Annotated in this window: 22 protein-coding genes and 1 pseudogene; 6 read left to right on the top strand and 17 right to left on the bottom strand. The window is 37.7% G+C overall.

The window, feature by feature from the left end:
- Positions 1 to 19: 19 nt before the first annotated feature.
- The 5 genes from E1750_RS10190 to E1750_RS10210 form a co-directional block, all read right to left on the bottom strand.
- Positions 20 to 1546 carry an SGNH/GDSL hydrolase family protein gene (locus E1750_RS10190; RefSeq protein ID WP_133276672.1) on the bottom strand — a complete coding sequence of 509 codons (1527 nt, stop codon included), beginning with the start codon at positions 1544 to 1546 and terminating at the stop codon, positions 20 to 22.
- 35 nt (positions 1547 to 1581) lie between these two features.
- Entirely contained in the window at positions 1582 to 4461 is a 2880-nt protein-coding gene (locus tag E1750_RS10195; protein ID WP_133276673.1) for a TonB-dependent receptor, read from the bottom strand.
- Positions 4462 to 4730: 269 nt separating this feature from the next.
- Entirely contained in the window at positions 4731 to 6578 is a 1848-nt protein-coding gene (glmS, locus tag E1750_RS10200; RefSeq protein WP_133276674.1) for a glutamine--fructose-6-phosphate transaminase (isomerizing), read from the bottom strand.
- Positions 6579 to 6587: 9 nt separating this feature from the next.
- The gene (locus tag E1750_RS10205) at positions 6588 to 8198 is read right to left on the bottom strand and encodes a DUF4270 domain-containing protein (protein WP_133276675.1); all 1611 of its coding nucleotides are present in this window, start codon (positions 8196 to 8198) and stop codon (positions 6588 to 6590) included.
- A gap of 21 nt (positions 8199 to 8219) precedes the next feature.
- On the bottom strand, positions 8220 to 9026 hold the full coding sequence (locus E1750_RS10210; protein ID WP_133276676.1) for a glycogen/starch synthase: 807 nt from the start codon (positions 9024 to 9026) through the stop codon (positions 8220 to 8222).
- Positions 9027 to 9104: 78 nt separating this feature from the next.
- Between E1750_RS10210 and panC the strand changes: the two genes are divergently transcribed.
- From panC to E1750_RS10230, 4 genes are all read left to right on the top strand, one after another.
- Positions 9105 to 9983: a pantoate--beta-alanine ligase gene (panC, locus tag E1750_RS10215; RefSeq protein WP_133276677.1), complete on the top strand. Its 879-nt coding sequence runs from the start codon at positions 9105 to 9107 to the stop codon at positions 9981 to 9983.
- A 14-nt stretch (positions 9984 to 9997) separates the two neighbouring features.
- Positions 9998 to 10348 carry an aspartate 1-decarboxylase gene (gene panD, locus E1750_RS10220; protein ID WP_133276678.1) on the top strand — a complete coding sequence of 117 codons (351 nt, stop codon included), beginning with the start codon at positions 9998 to 10000 and terminating at the stop codon, positions 10346 to 10348.
- Between the two features lie 216 nt (positions 10349 to 10564).
- Positions 10565 to 11926 (top strand): DNA repair protein RadA, encoded by a 1362-nt coding sequence (radA, locus tag E1750_RS10225; RefSeq protein WP_133276679.1) that lies wholly within the window; start codon positions 10565 to 10567, stop codon positions 11924 to 11926.
- A gap of 18 nt (positions 11927 to 11944) precedes the next feature.
- Complete coding sequence (locus E1750_RS10230; protein WP_133276680.1) at positions 11945 to 13906, top strand: transglycosylase domain-containing protein; 1962 nt, start codon at positions 11945 to 11947, stop codon at positions 13904 to 13906.
- 162 nt (positions 13907 to 14068) lie between these two features.
- Here E1750_RS10230 and E1750_RS10235 read toward each other — a convergent pair whose 3' ends face one another.
- The 5 genes from E1750_RS10235 to E1750_RS10255 all read right to left on the bottom strand — a co-directional run bounded on the left by E1750_RS10235 (position 14069) and on the right by E1750_RS10255 (position 17601).
- Positions 14069 to 15106 (bottom strand): aldo/keto reductase, encoded by a 1038-nt coding sequence (locus E1750_RS10235; RefSeq protein WP_133276681.1) that lies wholly within the window; start codon positions 15104 to 15106, stop codon positions 14069 to 14071.
- Positions 15103 to 15450, bottom strand: coding sequence for a HepT-like ribonuclease domain-containing protein (locus E1750_RS10240; protein ID WP_133276682.1), 348 nt, complete (start codon positions 15448 to 15450; stop codon positions 15103 to 15105). The genes E1750_RS10235 and E1750_RS10240 overlap by 4 nt, the downstream gene beginning before the upstream one ends.
- Positions 15440 to 15754: a nucleotidyltransferase family protein gene (locus E1750_RS10245; protein WP_165698034.1), complete on the bottom strand. Its 315-nt coding sequence runs from the start codon at positions 15752 to 15754 to the stop codon at positions 15440 to 15442. Before E1750_RS10245 ends, E1750_RS10240 begins: the two co-directional genes overlap by 11 nt.
- Positions 15755 to 15847: 93 nt before the next feature.
- On the bottom strand, positions 15848 to 16789 hold the full coding sequence (locus tag E1750_RS10250; RefSeq protein ID WP_133276684.1) for an OmpA/MotB family protein: 942 nt from the start codon (positions 16787 to 16789) through the stop codon (positions 15848 to 15850).
- Positions 16790 to 16836: 47 nt separating this feature from the next.
- Positions 16837 to 17601, bottom strand: coding sequence for an exodeoxyribonuclease III (locus E1750_RS10255; RefSeq protein ID WP_133276685.1), 765 nt, complete (start codon positions 17599 to 17601; stop codon positions 16837 to 16839).
- Between the two features lie 118 nt (positions 17602 to 17719).
- Between E1750_RS10255 and E1750_RS10260 the strand changes: the two genes are divergently transcribed.
- Positions 17720 to 19522 carry a GNAT family N-acyltransferase gene (locus tag E1750_RS10260; protein WP_133276686.1) on the top strand — a complete coding sequence of 601 codons (1803 nt, stop codon included), beginning with the start codon at positions 17720 to 17722 and terminating at the stop codon, positions 19520 to 19522.
- A 52-nt stretch (positions 19523 to 19574) separates the two neighbouring features.
- Here the strand turns inward: E1750_RS10260 and E1750_RS10265 are convergent, their stop codons facing one another.
- From E1750_RS10265 to E1750_RS10275, 4 genes and pseudogenes are all read right to left on the bottom strand, one after another.
- The gene (locus E1750_RS10265) at positions 19575 to 20039 is read right to left on the bottom strand and encodes a DUF2752 domain-containing protein (protein ID WP_133276687.1); all 465 of its coding nucleotides are present in this window, start codon (positions 20037 to 20039) and stop codon (positions 19575 to 19577) included.
- Positions 20014 to 20397, bottom strand: coding sequence for a DUF4234 domain-containing protein (locus E1750_RS10270; protein WP_133276688.1), 384 nt, complete (start codon positions 20395 to 20397; stop codon positions 20014 to 20016). Before E1750_RS10270 ends, E1750_RS10265 begins: the two co-directional genes overlap by 26 nt.
- A 37-nt stretch (positions 20398 to 20434) precedes the next feature.
- Entirely contained in the window at positions 20435 to 20872 is a 438-nt protein-coding gene (locus E1750_RS18015) for a VOC family protein (protein ID WP_394346305.1), read from the bottom strand.
- Positions 20846 to 21784, bottom strand: a pseudogene (locus tag E1750_RS10275) (2-hydroxyacid dehydrogenase); the annotation flags it as partial. The gene E1750_RS18015 and the pseudogene E1750_RS10275, both read right to left, overlap by 27 nt.
- A 278-nt stretch (positions 21785 to 22062) precedes the next feature.
- On the opposite strand from E1750_RS10275, the gene nhaA reads away from it, so the two are divergent.
- Positions 22063 to 23238, top strand: coding sequence for a Na+/H+ antiporter NhaA (gene nhaA / locus E1750_RS10280; protein WP_133276689.1), 1176 nt, complete (start codon positions 22063 to 22065; stop codon positions 23236 to 23238).
- Positions 23239 to 23307: 69 nt separating this feature from the next.
- Here nhaA and proC read toward each other — a convergent pair whose 3' ends face one another.
- The 3 genes from proC to rsmA are packed head-to-tail and all read right to left on the bottom strand — an operon-like array spanning position 23308 to position 26310.
- On the bottom strand, positions 23308 to 24084 hold the full coding sequence (proC, locus tag E1750_RS10285; RefSeq protein ID WP_133276690.1) for a pyrroline-5-carboxylate reductase: 777 nt from the start codon (positions 24082 to 24084) through the stop codon (positions 23308 to 23310).
- A 47-nt stretch (positions 24085 to 24131) separates the two neighbouring features.
- A complete protein-coding gene (gene mgtE, locus E1750_RS10290) occupies positions 24132 to 25541 on the bottom strand; it encodes a magnesium transporter (RefSeq protein ID WP_133276691.1) in 1410 nt (469 codons plus the stop codon).
- Positions 25531 to 26310: a 16S rRNA (adenine(1518)-N(6)/adenine(1519)-N(6))-dimethyltransferase RsmA gene (gene rsmA / locus E1750_RS10295; RefSeq protein ID WP_133276692.1), complete on the bottom strand. Its 780-nt coding sequence runs from the start codon at positions 26308 to 26310 to the stop codon at positions 25531 to 25533. Before rsmA ends, mgtE begins: the two co-directional genes overlap by 11 nt.
- Positions 26311 to 26592 lie beyond the last annotated feature (282 nt).

Raw genomic sequence — 26592 nt, forward strand, 5'->3', positions numbered from 1 at the left:
ATTAGCAATTGAATTCTAATTAAAGCGTCTTCGGAAACAATATTCTATAATTACCTAGATCGACACCTTTTAAATTCGATCCGTAAGTTTTATTTATGGATTTAATAAATTCATTTGCAATTAAGGCATACCCTCTAGGAGACGGATGAACCCCATCGGTTGAAAACCCTCCACCTGTAATAAAGGCTCCAGTAACGGTGAAGCCATTTCCAGAAATTCCAGTACTAGACACTTGCGACATCAAGGCATTGGTATCTACAAAAGCCAATCCTTTGGCGGTGGCTACCGCTTTAATTTTAGCATTATAGGCATCTGTTGCAGTTTTTACTAATGCCGTTTCTCCCGCGCTTAAAATCGCTTTATCTTCCATTGGATAAGTGACACCGATGGTATTATTGTTTGGCGGAAATCCTGGCTGCGTAGTTCCAATTGTGCCTGCTGAACTCAATACTACATAATCCCTAGTTGCTGCTGCTGCACTAGCGTGACGTGCTTTTCCATACAAAGTACCTAAAAAACCAGCTGTAGCTGCTGGAAAATTAAACGGAGGCCCTTGTAAAGCTGCTGTAAATAAAGGTGTTGCATCATAGGATAGCATATCGTCTGCAATGAGAAGTGGATTAGTTGAACTTACAGTTAGTGTTTGGAAACGTGCTGGTTGATTAGCTGATGCCAAAATAGCATTTAAACCACCCCATAATTGATTCAAAGATGCAACCTGAGTAGCATTTAATGGAACAGGATTTGTTGCTACAAAAGTAAAGAATGGCAATGAGTTCACATAAGGAATATTGGCTATGACTCCTTTTGGAGAGACTGCTGTAATCGTATTGACCAAAGCATCATAAGTGGCATCGAAACCAACTCCTGCTGCTCCAGCTGATGGAGTAATCGGATTGGAACCATCTCCACCTGAAGTTGCATACCCCAAAACATCATTATTCCCTATCCAAAGTGAAAAGAAGGTTGGCGTTTGAGAAACGGCATAAGCCAAAACAGATGTAGTAGCATTAGGCGCAAAACGAACATAGTACGGATTTGCCGTTCCTGTCGAAAGTCCCGCTACACTTCCGTAGCTGGGAGAAAGTAGATGAAAACTTTTGGCTCCTGGCACACCACAATTGTTATAGGGTCCGCCAGTAACTATCGATGTTAAAATCTCTGTTGATGGAGTTCCTGCTACTGGCACTGGAGCTGCTCCTCCGGTTGAAGCCAATCTTGGACCTGCCACAGGTACGCCATTAACTTTGAAACCCCCAATGTTATCGGCCATTAATGGAACTTTGAACTCTCCACCACCAACTGTTGCAAACTGCTGCGCCATAATATAGGTATAGGATGATTTTTGCCCATCGATAAATAAAGCATTGTCCGAATATCCGGCAGTTAATGAATTACCTAAGGAAACAAATTTTGAAAAATTAGCACTTCCGGCAGTTGGCATCATCCCATCGGATGTATTATATACAACAACCTCTTCGTCATTATTATTACATGCTACAAAGGTTGCGGCAACCAATAGTAACCATTTGAAATTTTTTATCATAATCTTATATTTTTATTTGTTGTTGACTGATTGAATTACGGATTAATGGTCCAAGAAATGTAATATTGTTGACCAACAGCACCCGCTCCCAATACTTGAATATAATCTTTCCCTCCAAGATTGGTGGCACCTAGTTTTACTACAGATTTTAATTTTGGAAGGCCATAGTTTATTTGAGCATCAAGTACTGTTGCCGATTCGATCATACCGTCAACCATGGTTGATTCCCATAAATATTCAGTATTCCATCTAACACTAGCGTTAAATCCGAAGTTTTTGAATAATTTTTCATTTCCAATAGAGGCTCTAATTTTATGCTTTGGTGTGTTGAAACCAGCTTCGAAGCCAGGATCTTTGGCTTGATCAAAATCAAATTGTGCGTAGTTATAATTAATTCCGAAATCATAATACCCAAACATTCTTTTAGAAAGACCGATTCCAAAGCCTAAAGATTGGATTTTTAAATCCGTATTGGTATACAACTGAAAGGCTCTTATATTGCCATTTCCTAGAGCGTGTAGTGTCTGAACCGCGGGATTGCTCGCGTAAGGAATTGGATCTGCTGCTCCTTGAGCAAAATTGAAAGTTTCGCTAACCGTTCCATACAAAGGAGCGACAGAAACAGTATTACCAATAAAATTATTGTAAATATTATAATATCCATTAAGATCAATATTTACTCCTTCATATTGAGAACGATACCCGAGTTCGAAAGCCTGAACTTCTTCCGGTTTTACATTGCTTACATTAGTTACTCTAAGTAATGCTGCTGCGCCAGGAGTATTACCAGGATTGGCTGCTATAAAGGCTGCAAATTGATTGACCGATGCTCTAGTGTAGGAATTTAGATAAGCATTTTCACCCGTGATCGTTACAGATGAACCTCCAGCGTAAATTTGCCCCACTGCTGGCGAACCATTAGCAACCGGTCTAGTTTCGGTGTATCTCAATAAATTGTCAGGAGCCGAACCTATTAATACGGCACTTCCCACGTTGAAACCAATATATTGATCTTGTGTACTTGGGTTTCTAAAACCAGTTTGATAAGATGCTCTAAAATTGTGCTGCTTTTGCGCCCCACCGGCATAAACTAAGGAAACTCTAGGCGAAAAACTTCCGTCAAAGTTTTGAGATTTATCATAACGAACTGAACCTGTAAATTTCAGACGATCTTCTAAGTATTTATTTTGAAATTGAGCATATACACCATATTCGTCGTAGTTAATCGGACCATTATCATCGGTATAAATTCTACCATAAGAGTTCAATTGGTATTGTCGGTAGGATCCCCCAACTTGAATTTCGCCATATTTAATGATGTCTTTAAAATTATAATTGGCATCAGCGTGATATATTCTAGAATTATCTACCAATTTAGAACCTGTCAGCACATCTGGATCTGCGATAACTTGATTGAAAGCATTTTGAAATGCAGGAGTTCCGGGAAGGAATCGACCCGTATCAGCCACTTGTCTCGACAAAATATGAGCGTTTTCAGGCGTTTGACCAGCTAAAGTGGCTTGCACGAACGTTCCAGCATACTGACCAAACCAGGTAGTATTATCTTTCCATTTATTATTTACATTAAGTCCTGTAAATTGCATGTCATACGATTTTCCACCGTCTTCAGTAGTGGTATAACCTCTTACAAAAAAGTTTTTACCTTTAACTTCTATTTTGTGTTGCGACATGTAAAAATTATTCAAATAGTATCGATTTGCCCCTTGATAAACTGCATTTCCAAAACCAAATTTACTTTGCCAAATAACCTCAAGTCTTTCGTCTCCCAGTGGTCTCAAATGAAAAGAAAAATCCATTTTTGTGTTCCCTGCTTTGTTATCAGTCAAATCCACTTCATTATAACCAGTTCTACTTACATTGTAATTAGGCAACAAATTAACGGCTGCTGCTGGGATTAAACCTCTCTCTGCCAATGCCTGTCCAACCGCTTTGATGTTTGTTGACGCTTCATCACCGTAGACGTTGATACCATCATAATTCACATCACTTCTTGTAATTCCCTCGCCTTGGCGCGTTTTATCATCATAATTTACAGCAAACCAATCGGTTCCTTGCATATAAGTGAAGTTGGCCTTGGCTGCAAAATATTTGTTGAAAGTGTGTGCCATTCGAATACCAAAATCATAAAAACTATTGGTTCCGGCTGCTTCTTGGCTTGTAGCTCCATATTTCAAATAAGTGGAAATCCCTTGATACGTAAACGGACTTTTACTATTCATAAACATAATCCCATTGAAAGCATTTGCCCCATAAAGAGCCGAAGAAGCTCCGGGTAATAACTCCACGTTTTGAATATCAATTTCTGATACACCTATTAGATTGCCCAGTACAAAATTTAATAATGGAGAGGAATTATCCATTCCGTCCACCAACTGCATAAAACGAGTATTGGCAACTGTGGCAAAACCACGAGTATTGATAGACTTGAAAGTCAAACTACTCGTGTTCATTTGTACTTCTTTAAGATTTTCCAAACCATCATAATAACTTGGCGCCGCTGCTTTTCTGATGTCCTTAAGACCCATTCTTTCGATGGTTACCGGAGATTCCATAACCCTTTCAGGTGCTCTTGATGCCGAAACCACAACTTCGTCTAGAGTTGTCTCAGAATCCACCAGTTTAATTGCAATATTTTGATTGCTGGAAGTAACACTTACTTTTTTGGTTTGGTGTCCCACGCTAGTTACTTCGATGGTGAATGGGGGGTTTAGTGCTGTTGTTAATGTAAATTTTCCCTCAGCATCCGTGACCGTTCCAGCCTTATCACCAACGACTTTTATGTTGACGCCGGGAATGGGTTGATTGTTAGTTTCTGTAACTGTGCCTGTTATCGTATTTTGGGCGAAAGAAATGCCGCAAAAAAACAATGACAAAATAAGTAAATAGCTTCTCATTTGTTTGAATTTTGTTAGTTAATGCGTCCAAAGTACAAATATTTTTGATATTATTAAAAAAACAGCAAATATTTTTAATAATATATAATTCCACTATAATTAGCAATTTTAAAAACCATTAAATTAATTTCGCTTTTTAAGTTAAAATAATGCGATTTATTATGCACGCATACAATAATAGATTTTGAAATTGGTGGATTCTTAAAAAAACAAGGCCAAAAAAAAGCGAGACAAAAATCTCGCTTTGTATGAAAGTATTTATAAATTACTTATTCGACAGTAACCGATTTAGCTAAATTACGAGGCTGATCGACATTACAACCTCGCATCACTGCGATATGATAGGATAATAATTGCAAAGGAATCGTAGTAATCAATGGCGAAAAGGCATCGGATGTATCTGGAATTTCAATTATATAATCGGCTAAACCACGTACTTGTGTATCTCCTTTTGTTACAACTGCAATAATAATTCCGCTTCGCGACTTAATTTCTTGAATATTACTTACTATTTTGTCATAATGTCCTTGCTTAGGCGCGATTATGATCACTGGCATGTGCTCGTCAATCAAGGCGATAGGTCCATGCTTCATTTCGGCTGCAGGATACCCTTCGGCGTGAATATAGGAAATTTCTTTTAGCTTCAAAGCTCCTTCAAGGGCTACCGGAAAGTTATATCCTCTTCCCAAGTACAAGCAATTATGGGAATTTTTGAAAACCTTCGCAATTTCTTTAGCTTTAGCATTGGTCTCTAAAGCCTCTTTCACTTTGTCAGGAATAATTTCTAATTCTTGCAAATACCTGTGGAAATCAGTATTAGACAATGTTCCTTTGGCCTTAGCCAAACGCAATGCCATCATAATCAACACGGTAATTTGTGTCGTAAAGGCTTTGGTGGAAGCCACGCCAATTTCTGGTCCTGCGTGGGTATGGGAACCAGCATGAGTTTCTCTCGAAATCGAAGAACCCACAACATTACACACTCCATAAACAAAAGCGCCTTTTTCTTTGGCCAATTTGATGGCTGCCATTGTATCCGCAGTTTCACCCGATTGCGAAATAGCAATTACTACATCGCGTCGGTTGATAATTGGATTTCTATACCTAAACTCTGATGCGTATTCTACTTCGACAGGGATTCTGGTAAACTCCTCAAAAATATATTCGGCGACTAAACCAGCATGCCAAGAAGTTCCGCAAGCCACGATAATGATACGCTCCGCGTTTAAGAATTTTTCTAGATTATCTTCGACTCCTGACATTTGAATAATGCCTTCGTTGGCATGAAGTCTTCCTCGATAAGTATCGGTAATAACACTAGGTTGTTCATAAATTTCTTTCAACATAAAGTGGTCGTAACCTCCTTTTTCGATCTGCTCCAAGTTCATTTGAAGCTCTTGAATATAAGGATCAACCAAAGAGTCATCTTTGATTTTTCGAACTTTCATGGGTTTATGCAACCTAATATTTGCCATTTCGCCGTCTTCTAAATAGACTGCATTCGAAGTATATTCGATAAATGGCGATGCATCAGAAGCTATAAAATATTCACCTTCTCCAATTCCTATGGCCAATGGGCTTCCTAATCGGGCAACCACAATTTCGTCAGGATTCTTTTTATCAAAAACAGCTATTGCATAAGCTCCGAATACTTGATTCAAGGCCACTTGAACTGCTTTTCCTAATTTTAGATTTTCCTTTTTTTGAACTTCCTCGATAAGGTTAACTAGCACTTCAGTATCGGTATCGGAGTGAAAAACGTAGCCTCTTTTGATTAACTCCACTTTTAGAGGTGCATAATTTTCGATAATTCCATTGTGGATAATTACCAAATCTCCTGAGTTTGAAACGTGAGGATGTGAGTTCACATCATTCGGAACACCGTGAGTTGCCCAACGGGTATGCCCCATTCCGATGGTTCCATTGGTGGAAATTTCCTCCGAAGTTTTTGCTTCAAGATCTACAACCTTTCCTTTAGTCTTTGATAGTTTGATTTTCTCGCCGTCAAACAGCATTACGCCAGCACTATCATAGCCCCGGTATTCTAGTCGTTTCAATCCTTTTATTACGATAGGATAAGCTTCTCTGTAGCCTATGTAGCCAACAATTCCACACATAGTTTTGGTTTATTTAGGTTTTGTATAATATATTTCCAGTTTTAGCAAGTTTTTGTCTGTAGGATTCGAGCTTGATCTTCCTCCGTAAAGAATTGTTCCCAAAGGATTCATCACGCTCGATTTTGGTGCTTGGGCAATCCAAATTGAAGGTGTTTTCAGCGAATAAGAATTCGCAATATCAATGCTTTCTGTAACTGCCACACCCAACTTAATGTTGGTAGAATCGGCATATTTTACCAAATTTCTAATATGGTTGGTAATCCTAACTTTATAATTGGATCCTCTTTTGGTATCCGAACTATAATTTAAATTACCATCAAATACCAATCTTGATTTTTTGGGTTTGGTAGCAGTTGTACCATCCAAAAAATAATCGATAATCGGGCGACTGTTCGTATAATCGTACAGATAAATTCGTTGTGGCTCGAAGCTATCTTTCATCGCTGTGGCATCAATATTAAATACCAAGCTAGCTTCATTGATCAGCCATCCTTCTTTTCTAATGTTGTCCAATTCGTCTGAAACTCCATTCGGTCCTGTTAGATTTCCGTTTTTATCATAGCCTATCAAATCTTTTTTCTCAAATAGATCGATAACGGCCAAGGAACCTTCGCCTCCTTTTACATATAATTTTTCATCGCCCAAAACTCGATTTGGATTGGCTGTGGCAGTTCCATAATCGGCATTGGTATTGCTTTGTTCGAGTAAACTTGCCGTGGAACCGGACAAATTGAGTACAATCGATTTATCGATGAGTGTTTTATCGGTAGCCGAAGTTTCTTCCTTATATTTAACAGTAATGGTTCCTTTTGCAAAATTAATCATGGCCAGACTTCCTTTATCAGCGCCTGATTGTTCTACTTTGAAATACAATCCTTTGAAGTAATTGATAAAAACATCATTGGTGGTTAAACTTCCCGCTGGAGCGTTGATGATTTTATCTTTAAAAAAAGCAGTGTTCAATCGCATACGCATACTTGGCGCTGTTCTTGTGATTACTTCTGTTCCTGCAGAAGTAGTTGATTTGAATCGATTTTCTCTCGGATTAAAGAAAAAAGCGTCGTTTTGTGCTGTATTGGCATCGTCATTCAAGCGATTTCCAATTTTTAAATTATCAAATTCTGTATTTTGATTGGTGTAAAAAGTTTGAGGCGTACCGCTTTGAGTCCCCATATAACGCCCTGATTCGTATACACTCAATTTTATTTTAGCCAATGATGCTCCATATATAGAATCTAACTCATACGTCCGATTCCCGCTCACATCTGTAGAAAGAACTGTGCTGAAATAGGGCACATCTATCATCACGCTGTCAATAACTGGATTAAGACCAATCGTAGGATTTACCGATGCTAATGTTAATTGTGTTGCAAAATTTGCTGTGGTTTTCCCAAAAGCAGGATTGTCATAAATACCCAAAGCATTGACTTGAAGACCATTGGATTGGATGGCAGTAATTTTTTCATTATGAGCAGCCACAGCCGAATTGTATTTAACCAAGTCAAAATTATTTTCACCAATTAACGCATCTCCAACGGCACTATATTCCTTATCACAGGAAACAAAAAGAACGACACTTACAAAAAATAATAGGGTCTTAAAAAAAGAATTATTATGCATGTTTACCTTAAAATATTTAATTTATAGAACAAAATTTTTATAAAAGTTAGAATACGTTTCAGCGAATTTATCTTTCGAGGCGAAAGGTAAAAAAGGTTTTCCTGAAGATTCTATAAATTTTGTTAAACTTGAAGTGAGGTTGTCTGAAGCGATAATTACCCCATCAGAATGATTAATGGTAGCCTTCATAATATTTTCGTAATCTGGGGTTTCCAAATCTGAAATGGAATCAAGCGGCACACCATCAAATTTTATTTTGTTGATCATTTCTATGTCTAAAGCTCCTTCGAAAGACTGGCTGTAAACCGATGTTACGATTTTGGTATCCGAAAATAAAGCCTCATTTTTATAAAAATGCTTCATATAAATGGGTAACATAGCAGCCATCCAACCATGAACATGAATAATATCGGGAACCCAATTCAATTTTTTTACGGTTTCTACAACGCCTTTGGCAAAGAAAATAGCACGTTCGTCGTTATCCGGAAACAACATTCCATCTTCATCCGTAAATGTGGCTTTCCGTTTGAAATATTCGTCATTATCGATAAAATATACTTGAATTCTTTCTTTAGGTATCGATGCCACTTTTATAATCAAGGGCATATCTAAGTCATTTACTACCAAATTCATCCCAGAAAGTCGAATTACCTCGTGTAATTGATGTCTTCTTTCGTTAATATTGCCATATCGCGGCATGAAAATTCTAATTTGTCCGCCTTGATTATTGATCATTTTTGGCACTTCGTAAGACATTGAAGAGACCTCATTTTCAGCTAGATAAGGCACCACTTCAGATGATACATATAATATCCTCTTATCTTCCATATTGTAAATTACTTAATTTATTGGCAATAAAAACCATGCAAAATTACAAAATTTTATGCAGTTATGGACTAAAATATTATGTTTGCAAATTATTTCAACAAAACACCTATGCCTATTTTCTACGGAAAAGCAGTTTTGATAGACTATTTAAAATCTATTTCAACCCCAGAATCCACCATTGGTTTTGTCCCAACAATGGGTGCCTTACACCAAGGTCATTTGTCATTGATGCAAGAATCTATGGCGAACAATCCCATCACAGTCGTGAGTATTTTTATCAATCCAACCCAATTCAACAACCCCGAGGATTTAGCAAAATACCCCAGAACTTTAGAGGAAGACCTAAAAAAAATCAAGGCTTTAAATCCCGAAATCATCGTTTATGCCCCAGCAGTTGAAGATATTTATGAGGGCAAACCGGCTTCGCAAGCTTTCGATTTTGACGGTTTAGAACATCAGATGGAAGGCCGCTTCAGACCGGGACACTTCGATGGCGTGGGCACTATTGTCAAACGGCTCTTCGAAATTGTGCAACCTACCAACGCTTATTTTGGCGAAAAAGATTTTCAACAATTGCAAATTGTAAAAAAAATGGTGGCTAAAAACAAAATGAATGTCAACGTGATTGGCTGCCCCATCTTTCGAGAGCCCAACAAACTAGCGATGAGTTCTCGAAATGAACTGCTTTCACCAAAAGAAAAACAAGAAGCGGCCATCATCTTTGAAACTTTATCCAAAGCAAAAGAAAAATTTGAAAATTCTAGTGCCAAAACCGTAACCGAGTGGGTTCAAAAAGCATTCGAAAATCATCCCACTTTTACTTTAGAATATTTTCAAATCGCTGATGAGGACACCCTTTTGCCTTGTTTGCGAAAAAACAAAAACAGGAAATATCGCGCATTTATTGCCGTTTTTGTTAACAAAATCAAATTGATTGACACCATTTCATTAAATTAATTTACTTTTGCGCCATGCAAATACAAGTAGTAAAATCTAAAATTCACCGTGTAAAAGTTACAGGAGCCGATTTAAATTACATCGGTAGCATCACTATTGACGAAGCTTTAATGGAAGCTGCAAACCTGATCGAAGGCGAAAAAGTATCGATTGTAAACATCAATAATGGCGAACGATTCGAAACTTATGTCATCGTTGGCGAAAAGAATTCTGGTGCAATAACCCTCAATGGTCCAGCGGCTCGTAAAGTGCAAAAAGACGATATTATCATCATCATTTCGTATGCAACGCTAGAGTTCGAAGAAGCCAAAACCTTCAAACCTTGGATTGTTTTCCCAAACGAAAACGACAATTCTTTGACCTAAATCTATAATTTTAAACCATTTAGTCCCGAAGTTTCGGGATAAGAAAATTAAGGTTTGCAGTATGCTTAATGGAACGAGTGAAGCGAACTTAATGTCCTTAATGGTTTTAAAAAAAATCAACGTTCGCACCATTTACAGTTGAAACTTAAAAATAAATTAAAATCTTTTATTTCCATTTACTTTAGACTAAATTTGGATTTAATTTAGTTGTAAAAAATGTCAAAAGTAAAAACTTCCTTTTTTTGCCAAAATTGTGGCGCCCAATATTCTAGATGGCAAGGACAATGCAATTCCTGCAAAGAATGGAACACCATCGTCGAAGAAATCATTCAAAAAGAAGAAAAATCCAGTTGGAAACCCACAAATTCCGATTCGAAAAGAGTTTCGAAACCCTTGCGCGTCAACGAAATTGATTCCGCTCCAGAAGTGCGAATGAACACACTCGATTGCGAACTCAATCGTGTGTTGGGTGGTGGCATTGTTCCCGGTTCTTTAATCCTTTTGGGAGGCGAACCTGGCATTGGAAAAAGCACACTTTTGTTACAAATTTCATTAAAACTTCCTTATAAAACCCTTTATGTTTCGGGCGAAGAAAGCCAAAAACAAATTAAGATGCGTGCCGAAAGAATCACGCCAAACAGCGATAATTGCTACATTCTTACCGAAACCAAAACCCAAAACATCTTCAAACAAATTGAAGCCATCGAACCTGAAATCGTCATCATCGATTCCATTCAAACCTTGCATACCGATTATATCGAATCGACTCCGGGAAGCATTTCTCAAATTCGGGAAACGACTGCAGAGTTGATAAAATTTGCTAAAGAATCGAATGTTCCCGTGATTCTGATTGGTCATATTACCAAAGACGGAAATATTGCCGGGCCGAAAATTTTAGAACATATGGTCGATACTGTTTTACAATTCGAAGGCGATAGAAATCACGTGTATCGCATTTTGCGTTCGCTCAAAAACCGTTTTGGCTCTACTGCCGAAATCGGAATTTACGAAATGCTGGGCAACGGTTTGCGTGAAGTTTCGAATCCATCCGAAATATTGATTTCACACAAAGACGAGGAATTATCGGGAACTGCCATCGCCACTACGCTCGAAGGAATGCGTCCGTTGATGATTGAAATTCAATCCTTGGTGAGCACGGCGGTTTATGGAACGCCACAACGCAGCACAACGGGTTACAACGCCAAAAGACTGAATATGATTCTAGCCGTATTAGAAAAAAGAGCAGGTTTTAGGCTTGGCGCCAAAGATGTTTTCTTGAACGTAACTGGCGGAATTTCGGTAGATGATCCTGCGATTGATTTGGCAGTTGTCGCAGCAATTTTATCATCCAATGAAGATATTGCGGTGAACAAAGATTTTTGTTTTGCGGGAGAAGTTGGTTTATCAGGTGAAATTCGTCCGGTAAACCGTGTGGATCAGCGCATTCAAGAAGCCGAAAAACTTGGGTTTTCAACTATTTTTGTATCCAAATACAATAAAATTGCCTTGAAAAACACCATTATAAAAATTCGATTGGTAGCGAAGATTGAAGATGTAGCGAGTGAGTTATTTGGATAAGTATACCTATTTCCCCTTATGAGAACCCGAAAACAAAAATTAATACTAACTGCAAAAATAATTGCAGCCACTTTTTTAGCACTAATTATAGCTCTTGTTGTTTTTAGAAATGAATTATTGGAGCAAACCATTGCCAAAGCTTCCTTCAAAATGGCTAGCGAATACAACAGTACTTTTACCATAAAAAAGGCTGAATTTGTTGGACTTTCGGGTTTGAATTTTTCAGAAATAATTTTAGTTCCCAAAAATGCCGACACGCTTTTCCATATCCATAAAATGAAAACTAGCATTAATTTATGGCGATTGTTGGTGGGCGATGTACAATTAGGAACCTTAGAAATCGAAAAAGGGTATGTACAATTGGTCAAAAATAAAAAGGGACGCAATTTTGATGCATTCTTAAAAAAGGAAGAAAACGAAACCCATTCGAACGAAAAAAGAGATTACGCCCAATTTGCCTTTCGAATCATTTCGAAGGTGTTGAATTTAGTGCCGACCGATATGAAAGTAGAACAACTTTCGTTTCGTTTCGATGATAATGGCAAAAAAACGACTATCAATTTCGAAAAACTGCGATTAGAAAACAAGCAATTAGAAACTCAAATTAATGTAAATACCAAAGCATTTACACAACGAATTCGCATCGCTGGAATGGCCGATCCTAGGAACAAAACAGCCGATATACGATTCTTCAATATCGACACAGGCGCCATAAAAGTGCCTTATCTTGACGAACGCTTCGGCCTGAAATCGAGCTTCGATTCCATTCGCCTCAACATTCAAAACATTGATAAATCGGGAGGAGAATTGCATATCGACGGTTTTGCTTCGATTGCCAATTTGATGATCAATCACAAGAAAATTGCCAGCAAAGATGTCGTCATCAAAAATGCCAAATTCGATTATCGATTTCTCTTAGGTTCCGATTTTGTCTCGGTTGACAGTAGTTCGACCATTCAATTCAACAAAGTAAAATTTCATCCTTATCTGGCATACGAAACCGAAAAAGACACTATTTACAAACTAAAAGTGGCGATTCCGAAGATGAAAGCACAAGATTTTATCGTTTCGCTTCCCGATGGTTTGTTCACTCATTTTCAAGGGATGGAAGCCCAAGGCAATTTCGAATACAAACTGGATTTTATGTTCAATAAAAACAAACCTAACAAACTGGTGTTTGACAGCAAACTGAAGAAAGAAAATCTACGAATTACCAAATACGGCGAAGCCAATCTGAACAAACTCAACGGCGAATTTGTCTATCGAGCCATCATTCAAAACGTGCAACAACGCCCTGTTTTAGTAGGTTCTGATAATCCAAATTACACGCCTTTGGATCAAATTTCGCCTTATTTGCAAAAATGCGTTTTAACCTCTGAAGACCCTTCTTTTTTCTCCCATCGGGGTTTTATCAACGAAGCTTTCAAGCAATCGATTCTCAAAAACATTCGCACCAAGAAATTTTCTCGTGGCGCGAGTACCATCAGTATGCAATTAATTAAAAATGTATTTCTGACCCGAGAAAAAACAGTTTCCCGAAAATTGGAAGAAATCCTGTTGGTTTACATTCTCGAAAATAATCGAATTGCCAGCAAAGAACGTATGCTCGAAGTGTATTTTAACATCATCGAATGGGGACCCAATGTCTATGGGATTGGTGAAGCAGCACAATTCTATTTCCAGAAAACTCCAGCCGATTTAACGTTGAAAGAATGTTTATTTCTAGCGACCATCGTTCCAAAACCCAAGAAATTTATGTGGCAATTTGACAACGAAGGAAACCTGAAATCGTTCGCCAACCAACAACAAAAATTCCTAAGCAATTTGATGTTACGCCGTGGAATTCTAACTGCCGAAGACACCATAGGAATAGCCAATCCGTTGCAGTTGACAGGAAATGCCCATTCCCTTTTGAACATCAAGGTGCAAGATTCAGTTGCAGTCGATTCTTTGGCTGTGGAAGAGCCGTTTGAGTTTTAAAATTTAACCACAAAGAAACGAAGAAGGCACGAAGCTCACAAAAAGGTTGTATTTTTATACAAATAAACCTGACAGGTTTTTGAAACCTGTCGGGTTTACAAAGCCTCTAAAAAATTTCTTAGCGGCCTTTGTGTCTTCTTATTTTACTTTGTGGTTAAAAAATTAAGGAGCAGGATCCGGAATACTTGCTTGAACTGCATTAATTTCGTTCAAGATTTCATCGGATAAAACCACATCAAAAGTGGCGATATTTTCTTTTAATTGTTCCATCGTTGTTGCGCCAATTATGGTACTAGTCAAGAAAGCTTGTTGGGTTACAAATGCCAAAGACAATTCTGTCAATGTCAATCCGTTTTTGACCGCAATTTCATTATACAATCGAGTAGCTTCGGCACATTGTGCGCTATTGTATCTGGCAAATTGAGGAAACAAACTGAGCCTTGATTTAGGATGTTTTTCGCCTGACAAAAATTTACCGGATAATACCCCAAAAGCCATTGGCGAATATGCCAACAAACCTACATTTTCGCGAATGCAAATCTCTGACGAAGCTGTTTCGAACAGTCTATTCAATAAGGAATACGGATTTTGAATGGTTTTTATTCTTGGGAGATTTTGGTATTTGCTTTCCTCCAGAAAACGCATAATTCCCCAAGGTGTTTCATTCGACAGTCCAATATGTTTTATTTTTCCTGCTTTGACAAAACCATCCAATGTTTCAAGGACGCTTTGAATATTGTCTTCCCAAGCATCGTGTTGTACTTTAAATCCCCGTTGCCCAAAGAAATTTGTCTTGCGTTCTGGCCAATGCAATTGATACAAATCGATATAATCCGTTTGAAGGCGATTTAAACTTTGATCTAATGCAAATTTTAAACTGGCTGCCGAAAAATCTACTTTTTCCCGCATATACCCGAAATTTGGGTTAGGACCAGCAATTTTAGAGGCCAAAACTACCTGATCTCTATTTCCGGTTTTTTGAAACCAAGTTCCAATGATTTTCTCGGTGCTGCCATAGGTTTTTGGATTGGAAGGAATAGAATACATTTCGGCAGTGTCGAAAAAATTGACTCCATTTTCGAGGGCATAATCCATTTGGGCGTGACCTTCTGCCTCGGTATTTTGTTCTCCAAAAGTCATTGTGCCAAGGCAAATTTTACTAACTTTTATATCTGTATTGGGTAAAGTGGTGTATTTCATTTGTTTATTCCGTCGTTTAATAAGTTTTCAACTTCTGTTTTTAATCGGGGCAGGTGATTGATAATAATTCCCCATATTTGCGGGTTTTCAATCTCGTCATATCCGTGGCTTATTTTGTTTCGAGTATTGATAATGCTGCGAGTATTAGAAATTGCAATTGCTGGATCTATATCCAAAAGTCGTTTTGTGGCTTCGCCAATTATTTCTAAATTCCTTTCCACTGCTGCTTGAACAAGTATGTTTCCATCATATAACTCAAACGATTTTGGATTTCCAATAAAGTTCTCAATATTGTCGATGCTCGTTTTTATAGCTTGCAACGCTTGATAATACTTATTGTTCATAAACTAGCTGTTTAGTTTCTTGAAGTTCCTTAATAAAATAGGGATTTTTAGGGGTTGTTTCTTGCAATAAATCGACATTTCGATGAAAAGCATCTTCAATCGCAAATTGCAAATCCCACATTAATTCACCTTTTAGTAAGGGATCGGTGATTTCAGGTTTAAAATTTATTAAAATATCCAAATCACTTTCGTTATCAAATTTTTCAGTAAGAACTGAACCAAAAAAATAAGCGTTTTGTATATTATATTTTTTAAATAAATCAATTATGATAGGCATATTCGGTTGAAAATTTGGATGTATCATATTGTCGTTATTTAGTATTAGGGTGGTAAAAATACAAAAGGTTCGCATAAAAATCACGAACCTTTGTTTAAATAGTTTTAAATTTCTGCTTTCTTAATCTAGATCTTGCAACATCTTAGAAATTTCATCTAATCTTGGAGTCAAGATAATTTCGATTCTACGGTTTTTGGCTTTTCCTTCGGCGGTAGCATTGCTTGCCAATGGCGAGAATTCACCTCGACCGGCAGCGGTTAAATTTTGTTTGTTGACCGCTTTATTTTCGCTTAAAATAGCAACAATTGCCGTTGCTCTTTTGGTTGATAAATCCCAGTTGTCGGCAATGGGTCCTGAGCCTCCAAAAGGATCATCATCGGTGTGTCCTTCAATCAAAACCGAAATATCAGGGTTATCACCCAACACTTTCCCTACTTCGACAACAGCGGTTTTACCTTCTGTTCCAACGGCCCAACTTCCTGATTTGAAGAGTAATTTATTTTCCATAGAAACATACACTTTTCCGTTTTTTTGTTCTACGGTCAAGCCTTTCCCTTCAAAACTATTCAAGGCTTTCGAAAGCGTTTCTTTGAGTTTTCGCATACTTTCTTCCTTGGCCGCAATCAAAGCTTCTAACTCTTGCAAACGTTGATTTTTTTTGTTCAATTCTTCTTGTTCTCTCGCTAAAGCTTTTTCTTTGGCTCCCAATTGCTCCAATAATTCACGGTTTTTAGCCATATTAGATTTCAAAGATTCATCGCTGTTTTTTTCTAATGCAGCGTAAGACGCTTTTAGGACATCCATTTTTTTATTTAAAGCCGCATAATCCGCAACTGCTTTTTCGCGTTCCGATTTGACTTTGGCCAACTCTTTATTCAAAGCGTCACGCTCTAATTCGAGTTGGTTTTTTGATTGGAGCAACTCCGCATTTTCATCCGAAATGCTGCGGTTTTCTTTCTTTAAATCGGCATATTTATTTTCTAAATCATTGTAAATCTTCTTAGAAACGCAAGAAGTTGATAGGGCTACAATCAGCAATCCGAGGGAAATTCTTTTTATCATTTTAAATTTTGTTTTTAGTTATTTAACCCTGTCAGGGTTGGCTAAATTTATTCTATTTCCACCAAACTCGGACAATGGTCAGAATGTTTGGCTTCCGGTAATATAACGGCTCTTTTGATTTTTTGTTTTAACGGTTCGCTAACTAAGCAATAATCGATGCGCCAACCTTTGTTTTCTAATCTTGCCGAAGGAAATCGCATTGTCCACCAAGTGTAATTATTAGGTTCTTTGTTTAAATGTCGGAAGCTGTCAATGAATCCGCTTTTCATAAAACCGTCCAACCAAGCTCTTTCTTCGGGTAAAAATCCTGAAACTTTCTTATTGCGAATAGGATCGTGAATGTCAATTGCCTCGTGGCAAATGTTGTAATCACCGCAAATTACCAAATTTGGAACTTCTTTTTTAAGCTCGTTAATATAGTTTTGAAAATCATCCATAAACATAAATTTGTGCTCGAGTCTTTCGATATTAGTTCCCGATGGAAGGTACAAACTCATCACCGATACATCGTCAAAATCGACCCGAATGTTTCTTCCCTCGAAATCCATATGCTCGATTCCGGTTCCGTAAACCACATTATTAGGTTTTGTTTTCGACAAAATAGCCACACCGCTATAGCCTTTTTTGGTGGCTGGAAACCAATAATGAAAAGGATAGCCCGCCAATTCAAAATCTAATAGTGGAATTTGCTCAGGAGTCGCCTTAATTTCCTGAAGACAAATCACATCGGGATCGGCTTGTTGCAACCAATCGATAAAACCCTTGGAAATTGCGGATCGAATACCGTTGACATTATAGGAAATGATTTTCATACTTTTTTATATTTAAGTTTCAAAAGTAATCAAAAGTATAAAGATTGATAGCTAAAAATGATAGAAAATGGAGTTTTTTGCTATCTTTGTTACCTGCTCAAAAAATCATAAACTAGATATGGGTTTAGTAACCGCAAAAGAAGTGGCCAAAGCAATAAATACGGATAAGTACGGCCTTTTAGGTACTTTTTCGGGTTGGTTGTTGATGAAAGTTTTAAAAATTTCTACCTTAAATAAAATATACGACAGAAACAAACACTTGAGCGAAGTGGAGTTTTTGAATGCTATTTTAGATGAATTCCAAATCAAATTCGAAATTCCTGAAGAAGATTTCAAACGTTTGCCTAAAGATGGCGCTTATATTACTATTTCTAACCATCCATTGGGTGGCATTGACGGTATTTTGCTTTTGAAATTAATGTTGGAAAAAGAACCTAATTTCAAAATCATTGCCAATTTTCTCTTGCATCGTATCGACCCGATGAAACCGTATATTATGCCAGTCAATCCTTTCGAAAATCACAAAGATGCCAAATCGAGCGTGATTGGAATCAAGGAAACCTTGCGACATTTGAGAGACGGAAAACCCCTAGGAATGTTTCCAGCCGGGGAGGTTTCGACCTATAAAGACGGCAAACTAATGGTGGATAGAGAATGGGAAGAAGGCGCCATAAAAGTCATTCGAAAAGCACAAGTTCCTGTTGTACCCATTTATTTTCATGCTAAAAACAGCAGTTTATTTTATTTCCTTTCGAAAATAAGCGACACTTTGCGCACCGCAAAATTGCCTTCGGAATTGTTGACTCAAAAAAATCGAGTGATAAAAGTTCGTATCGGAAAACCCATTTCGGTAGCAGAGCAAAATGAACTCACCACCATCGAAGAGTTTTCAGAATTTTTGAGACGAAAAACCTATATGTTGGCCAATCCGTTCGAAAAAGAAACTCCTTTTTTACCCAAACCCAATTTAAAACTGCCCAAGAATCCGAAGCAAATAGTTCGCGCCGCCAGTGAAGATAAAATGCTTTCGGAAATAAATTCCTTACGCGAAAAAGATTGCCGATTATTGGAAAGCAAAAACTACGAAGTGTTCTTTGCCAAAGCCGAAGAAATGCCCAATTTGCTGCACGAAATTGGTCGTTTGCGCGAAATTACATTCCGAGAAGTTGGCGAAGGCACGAACGAATCTATCGATATTGATTCCTACGACACCCATTATCGTCATTTGTTTTTATGGGATGGCGATGCCAAAAAAATTGCCGGAGCCTATAGAATGGGATTGGGTTCAGAAATTTATCCCAATTACGGCATTGAAGGCTTTTACCTGACCGATTTGTTCCGATTTGAACCCGAATTGTACGATATGCTCCACCATTCAATCGAGATGGGACGCGCCTTTATCGTCAAAGAATACCAACAAAAGCCAATGCCTCTTTTCCTGCTTTGGAAAGGAATTATTCATATCACGCTACGTCATCCTGAACATAAATTCCTACTTGGCGGTGTAAGTATTAGCAATCAATTTTCGAATTTCTCGAAATCATTGATGATTGAATTCATGAAATCGAATTTTTATGATCCTTACATTGCCCAATACATTCACCCTAAAAAAGAATTTAAAGTCAAACTAAAAGATGCCGACAAGGACTTTATTTTTGATGAAGCCGAAGCCGATTTGAATAAATTTGACAAATTGATTGATGAATTAGAGCCCGGCGCTTTGCGTTTGCCTGTTTTAATCAAAAAATACATCAAACAAAATGCGCGTGTCATTGCTTTTAACGTGGACCCATTGTTCAACAACGCTATTGACGGTTTAATGTACATTCGAATTTCGGACCTTCCGGACAGTACCGTAAAACCAGTTATGGAAGAATTTCAAGCAGAATTAGAACGAAAATTGACTGAGAAAGAAGAGTGATTTTAGATTTCAGTCCCGAGGCTTCGGGAGCAGATTTTAGATTCTATTGGTTTTACCTCCAAATCGATTGACGCAAAATATCATCAATAGAATTATTTTTTATAAAATAAATAATTCTAATAAAATGATAACTTGCTAGAAAAATAGCCAATCCATAGGCCAATTTTTTATTAAAAAGAAGCTGATTGAAATATTCCTTGTTGGTTATTAATTCTGTGCTAAGAACTATAATTGTCGCAACACAAAACGCAACTACCAAGGGTCCAAAAATATTGAAATACAAGCTTTTGTATACATCTCCTTCATAAAAATAAACCAATGATTTTGTCATTCCGCAACCCGGACAAGGAAAACCACTTAGCATTTTCAGCGGACACAAAGACTGATCCGTTTCAAGATGCGCATTCTGATCGAAATAGATTAAAAAAAACGGAACCATCAACGTTATGAAAGCGCCGATGATTCCGTAAATTTTACGTTTTGACTTGGTATTAATTGTATAATTTATTGATGTCATTTTGAACAATCATGGCAGCTGCCATCGGGAAGAAAAATCCTAAAACAATCAATAAGGTGGAATCGTCTTTTTGCGGATAACCAATGCGTCTGTACACTTCTGGCAACCCTTCTCTTCCAGCTAAATAAAAGAAATAAACGTTGATAGGAAAACAACATCCTGCAAAAATAGCAATTGGCGACGAAATTACTTCGCGGCCTGTGACTGCATTCAACACTTCGGCCACTTTGATATTCCAATAGATATGATACAATCCGCAAGTGATAAATCCGAGTATTAAAACAATGACTGGATCGACTTTGAATACGGGAATTGGGTTATTGGGCTGATTCCAATGTTCGGTAATGGTGTTTTCCATAGGTTGATTTTTAATAGTTTAGGTAAAAATATAAAAATTATTGAAATGCTTTGTCGATTGGTTCCCAAAGTTCAATTTTATTTCCTTCTGGGTCTAAAATCCAGCCAAATTTTCCATAATCGTAAGTCTCCATTTCTCCTACAACTGTTACACCTTCTTCTGATAATTTTTTTAATAAATTTTCTAAATCGTGCACTCTGAAGTTTTGCATAAACTCTTTTTGGCTTGGCTCGAAGTAGTTTGTGTCATTCGCAAAAGGCGACCATTGGGTTGAGCAATCGTTTCCAGCAGTATCTTTCCACCAAAAAGTAGCCCCATAATCATCGGTTTGCAAACCTAAATGTTTGCCATACCAAGCTACAAGTGCTTTGGAATCTTTGGCTTTAAAGAAAAACCCGCCAATTCCAGTAACTCTTTTTTCCGTCTCGGTTTCATTGGGTTTCGCAAAGTATTTTGCTTTTATTTTATCGACAATCACTTGTGCCAATCGTTGGTGACTTTCGAATGTCCAACCGGCGATGTGTGGAGAGAGAATTACATTTTTGGCTTTTAATAAATATCGAAAGGCTACAGGAGTTTCTTTGTGTGTAAAAAGTGTTTCGAAGGACAACTTTTCATATTCCAAAACATCTAAACCAGCTCCGAGAATTTTTCCTTTTTTCATCGCTTCGACTAAATCGGCGGTGACAATATTTTTCCCTCTCGAAGTGTTGATAATCCAAAACGGATTGGCAAAAGCATTGATAAAATCGGCATCAACCATTTTATCCGTTTCGGGTGTCCAAGGAATGTGCAAGCTTAAAACATCGGTTTTTTGTTGTAATTCTTCGAGTGAAACTTGTTTGGCATTGGCATCGCCCACATTTTCCAGAATATCGTAACACAAAACTTCAACCTCAAAACCTCGCAATTTTTTGGCGAAAGATTTTCCCATATTACCATAGCCGATGATGCCTACCGTTTTGCCATCGAGTTCGTGACCACGGTTTTTTTCTCGGTTCCAATGACCTGATTTTATTTCGCTGTCGGCTTGATTCAAATTATTAAAAAGTGATAAAATCATTCCCAAACTATGTTCTGCAACGGCATTTCTATTGCCCTCGGGAGAGGCGATAAGTTGAATATTTTTCGACAATGCATACTCACAATCGATGCTTTCCAAACCGGCACCCACTCGCGCAATAAATTGCAAATTGGTCGCTTGGTCCAAAAATGTTTTATCGATTTTGAATCGGCTGCGAATGACAATTCCCTGATAATCTTGAATTTTGGCTTCGATTTCCGCTTTCGAAGAAGTGAAATCTTCGTGATTTATAAATCCCGCTTCTTGTAATTGATTCCAAAGCAGTGGGTGATTGCTATCGATATGAAGGATTTTGATGTCCATAAAATGTATTTCTAATTTTGATTTACCAAAATAACAAAAAAATTGCGATTTTTCGATTTGTAAATGGATTTAAACCGTTTTATTTTAAATTTTTATTGAATAACTTTGTCATTCTGACGAAGGAAGAATCCCAACAAAACTGATCAACAAAATGAGATTCTTCCTTCGTCAGAATGACAAATTACTGGCTCGTTTTTGTCTGTAAATTAATAGTTAACAAGGATTTAGAGTTGCAATTGCGTAAGTTTGTTAAATAGAAAAGAAATAACAATCAAAATATGAAATTAACAAAAACCTTTAACTCCTTCTTTCACAGCGAAAAAGCAGGCGGACTTATTCTTCTTTTTGTAACGATTTTGTCTCTTATTCTTGCTAATTCCTCCATTCAAACCCAATATATTTCGTTTTGGTCCACAGAATTTGGGCATCATTCCATCACGCATTGGATTAATGATGGATTGATGGCAATTTTCTTCCTATTGATTGGATTGGAATTAGAGCGAGAGATCTATCTTGGAGAATTGTCCAGTATCAAGAATGCGGCTTTACCTATTTTTGGTGCTCTTGGCGGAATGCTTGTCCCAGCTGGTTTATTTTTGTTGTTGAATTATGGAACCATAACCCAAAACGGAGCGGGAATCCCAATGGCGACAGATATTGCATTTGCCATAGGAATTTTATCGCTTTTAGGAAGTCGCGTACCTGCTTCATTAAAAATATTTCTGACTGCCCTCGCCGTAATTGACGACTTGGGAGCCATTATCGTGATTGCGGTTTTCTACACAACCTCTATTGCATTTGTCAATTTAGCCATTGCTTTGGGCATTATGGGGTTTTTATTTATTCTGAATCGGATGAAGGTTTACAATCTAATTCCTTATTTAATTGGCGGCGTAGCGATGTGGCATTTTATGCTAAATTCGGGTGTTCACGCAACGATTACTGGAGTTCTATTGGCATTTGTCATTCCTTTTGGTGATGGCAGCAAGAAATCGCCTTCTTATATTTTGCAGCATTTGCTACACCAACCTGTGGCTTTTATCATTTTGCCTTTGTTTGCTATTGCCAATACCTGCATCGCCATCGATTCGAATTGGAGTGAAGGTTTGAGCCACTCCAATTCAATTGGAATTCTTGTTGGACTTGTAGTGGGAAAACCTTTGGGAATTTTTCTTTTTTCGTTTATTGGCGTGAGTTTAGGTCTGTGTGCATTGCCACAAGATTTAAAATGGAAAAGCATTATTGGCGCTGGAATGCTGGGTGGAATTGGGTTTACAATGTCTATATTTATTACACTATTGGCCTTCAAAAATGACGGAGAGGAAGTGATTACCTATTCTAAAATTGCAATTTTGATTGCCTCGTTTGTGGCGGGAACTATGGGTTTTCTTTGGCTGAAATTTACTTTGAACGAAGCTGTCCCAAAACAACTTAAAAAACCAAAGATTATATAGCATGTTTATAAAAAACAAAAAGGGAATTGAACATAAAGTCAATTCCCTTTTTTGATTTTTTACCATTTTTTATCCCTTAATCTGTTTCAAAGAGGTCTTAATTCCTCTAATGAGTGACGAGCTGAATCCGTGCATTTCCATTTCGTTCAATCCCGCAATCGTGCAGCCTTGTGGAGTTGTAACTCGGTCAATCAATTGTTCTGGATGTATATTTTCTTCCATAATCATTTCGGCAGCTCCCTTTACGGTTTGGGCAGAAATGGCCAAAGCCGTTTTCCAATCAAAACCAATTTCGATTCCAGCTTGCATCGAAGCGCGAATATAACGTAAGGCAAAAGCCGTTCCGCTAGCCGCCAAAACCGTTGCCGCATCCATCAATTTCTCGTCGATTATAGGTGCAGTTCCTAAATCTTGGAAAAGGTCTACCACATTTTGAGCTTGAATGGCGTGTTTTTCATTGAAAGCAATACAGGTTGCCGATGCGCCAAATTGAGCCGCAATATTGGGCATAATTCGAATAGCACTGTTCGATTCGCCTATTTTATTTTGAAGGGATTCAATCGATAACCCGCTTACGCCCGAAGCGATTACTTTATTGGAAATTACTGGAAGGATTTCTGCCAAGACCGTACTTACCTGATACGGTTTTATAGTCAGAATTATCACATCCGCTTCTTGAATGTTGTGTTTGTTATCTTTAGAAACGGTCACACCCAATTCTTCTAAATAGAGAATGCTTGTTGTATTTCGTCTTGTAACTGTGATTTGGTGCCCTTTCGAAAATCGAGTTAATCCCAATGCGATGGAAACTCCAAGATTTCCTCCTCCGATAATATGTACTTTCATTTTAATTTTAAGTTGTTGGTTGTTCGCTAATAGATAATTCTGGTTTTTTATAATAATTTGCCTTTCAATAATAATGAGGCGATTGTAAAATAAATGACCAAACCAGTAACGTCAACTAAAGTTGCCACAAATGGCGCTGATGAAGTGGCAGGGTCTAGCTTGAGTTTTTTTAATAAAAAGGGAATCATAGAGCCTGAAAGTGTACCCCATAAAACAATAAATACTAAGGAAATGGAAACCGTCATTGCAACAGCAAACCAATGAATTCCATATTGATACAATCCGGTCTGCTGCCAAATCATAATTCGAATAAATCCCACAATTCCCAATATAGAACCCAATAAAAATCCGGAAGCGATTTCTTTTTTCATTACAAACCACCAATCTTTTAGATCTAATTCTTTCAATGCCATGGCGCGAATAATCAAAGTCGCAGCTTGTGAACCTGAGTTTCCGCCACTCGAAATAATAAGAGGTACGAATAATGCCAAAACGACTGCTTTTTCTATTTCTCCTTCAAAAAATCCCATAGCTGAGGCAGTAAACATTTCTCCAAGAAATAAAACAACAAGCCAAGTGGCGCGTTTTTTTACCATTTCGAAAAGTCTAGTTTGAACATAAGGTAATTCAAGAGCTTCCAAACCCCCAAACTTTTGAATATCTTCGGTATCTCTTTTTTCTATCTCATCTTTTATAACATCAATCACATCATCTATCGTGATTCGACCGACCAAACGCCCTAATTCATCTACAACAGGAATAGCTTCGAGGTCATATTTATCCATTATTCGAGCCACCTCGACATCGGCCGTTTCAACATCTACATAATTGAGTTTTCGAATGTAAAATTCACTGATAGGCGTTTTTGTTGTTGGTGCTGTCAACAAATCTTTCAGAGACAAACGCCCTTTGAGTTTATTATCATCATCAACAACGTAAATGGAATGTACTTTGGAAATGTTTTCGGCTTGAATTCGCATCTCCTTGACGCAAGTCATCACGTTCCAATTCTCGTTGACTTTAACCAATTCTTTGTGCATAATCCCACCCGCAGTATCTTCGTCATAACGCAACAAATCAACAATACCTTTGGCATGTTCAATATCTTGCAGTTCAGATATTACCTCCGCTTTTCTATCCTTTGAAAGTTCTCCAATAATATCAGCGGCGTCATTGGTTTCGAGTTCGTCAAGTTCTTCGGCGATTTCTTTTGGCGACAGTCGACTCAATATTTTTTCGCGCAAATCGTCTTCTAATTCCAGAAGTATTTCAGCAGTTTTTTCAGAATCCAACACCTTGAAAATATAGGTTGCTTCCTCAATACTGACCTCATCTAGTATTTCGGCAAAATCAGCATGGTGCATATCATTCAATAAAACTTCCAATTGCTGGTCGTTTTTACTTTGAATAAGTTGCTCTAATTCTTGAATTAGCTCTTTGCTGATTTTAAACTCCATCGGCTTCTATTTTTTGGGTCAGAGCGATAAATTGCTCGACACTAAGTTGTTCCGGACGCAGGTTAAAAACTTCGTCCTCTCTTAAACTATCGGACAAATTTAGTGTTTTTAAACTATTTCTCAAGGTTTTTCTGCGTTGCTGGAAAGCAGTTTTGACCACCGTAAAAAATAATTTTTCACCGCAAGGCAAACTGTAATTTTCTTTTCTTCGCATGCGCATCACTCCCGATTTCACCTTAGGTGGCGGAATAAAAACGTGCTCATCGACCGTGAATAAATATTCAGTATCGTAAAAGGCTTGTGCCAAAACCGAAAGAATTCCATAGGTCTTGCTCCCTTTTTTCTCGCAGATGCGTTCGGCGACTTCTTTCTGGAACATACCCGAAAATTCTGGAATTTGATCGCGCAATTCTAAAGTGCGAAAGACAATTTGTGTGGAAATATTATAGGGAAAATTGCCTATAATAGCAAACTGCTTTCCGCCAAAAACTTCGTTGACATCGTATTTCAAGAAATCTTTAGAGATGATTTTTCCGTGCAATTTGGGATAATTGGCATCCAAATAATCCACCGATTCCGTGTCGATTTCGATAACGTAGGTGTTGATTGGTTTTTCCAATAAATACTTGGTCAAAACGCCCATTCCCGGACCGATTTCTAATACGTCATCATAACCTTCGAGACTCAAGGTGTCGGCAATGGCTTTTGCTACGCTTTCGTCTTTCAAGAAATGTTGCCCGAGGTGTTTTTTGGCTTTTACTTTTTCCATATTGTCATTGCGAGGCACGAAGCAATCTCGCTTAAATTTTAAATTTATTTTACCGCAAAGACGCGAAGGGGGAAACGTTATATAATTTGAATACTAAAATACAATCTAAAATTTATTTCTGTCCAACGGATAAACCACGATCACTTTCCGGTCGCTGCTGCAATTTTATTGGTTCCCACATCAACGGATTAGCATCCTTGCTACAATATTGCTGGTTCCCACATCAACGGATTAAAATCCGTTGCTACAATATGAATCGTTCCTACGGAACTTTTGCGATTC

Origin of the sequence: Flavobacterium nackdongense (assembly GCF_004355225.1) — a bacterium.
Lineage (GTDB): Bacteria > Bacteroidota > Bacteroidia > Flavobacteriales > Flavobacteriaceae > Flavobacterium > Flavobacterium nackdongense.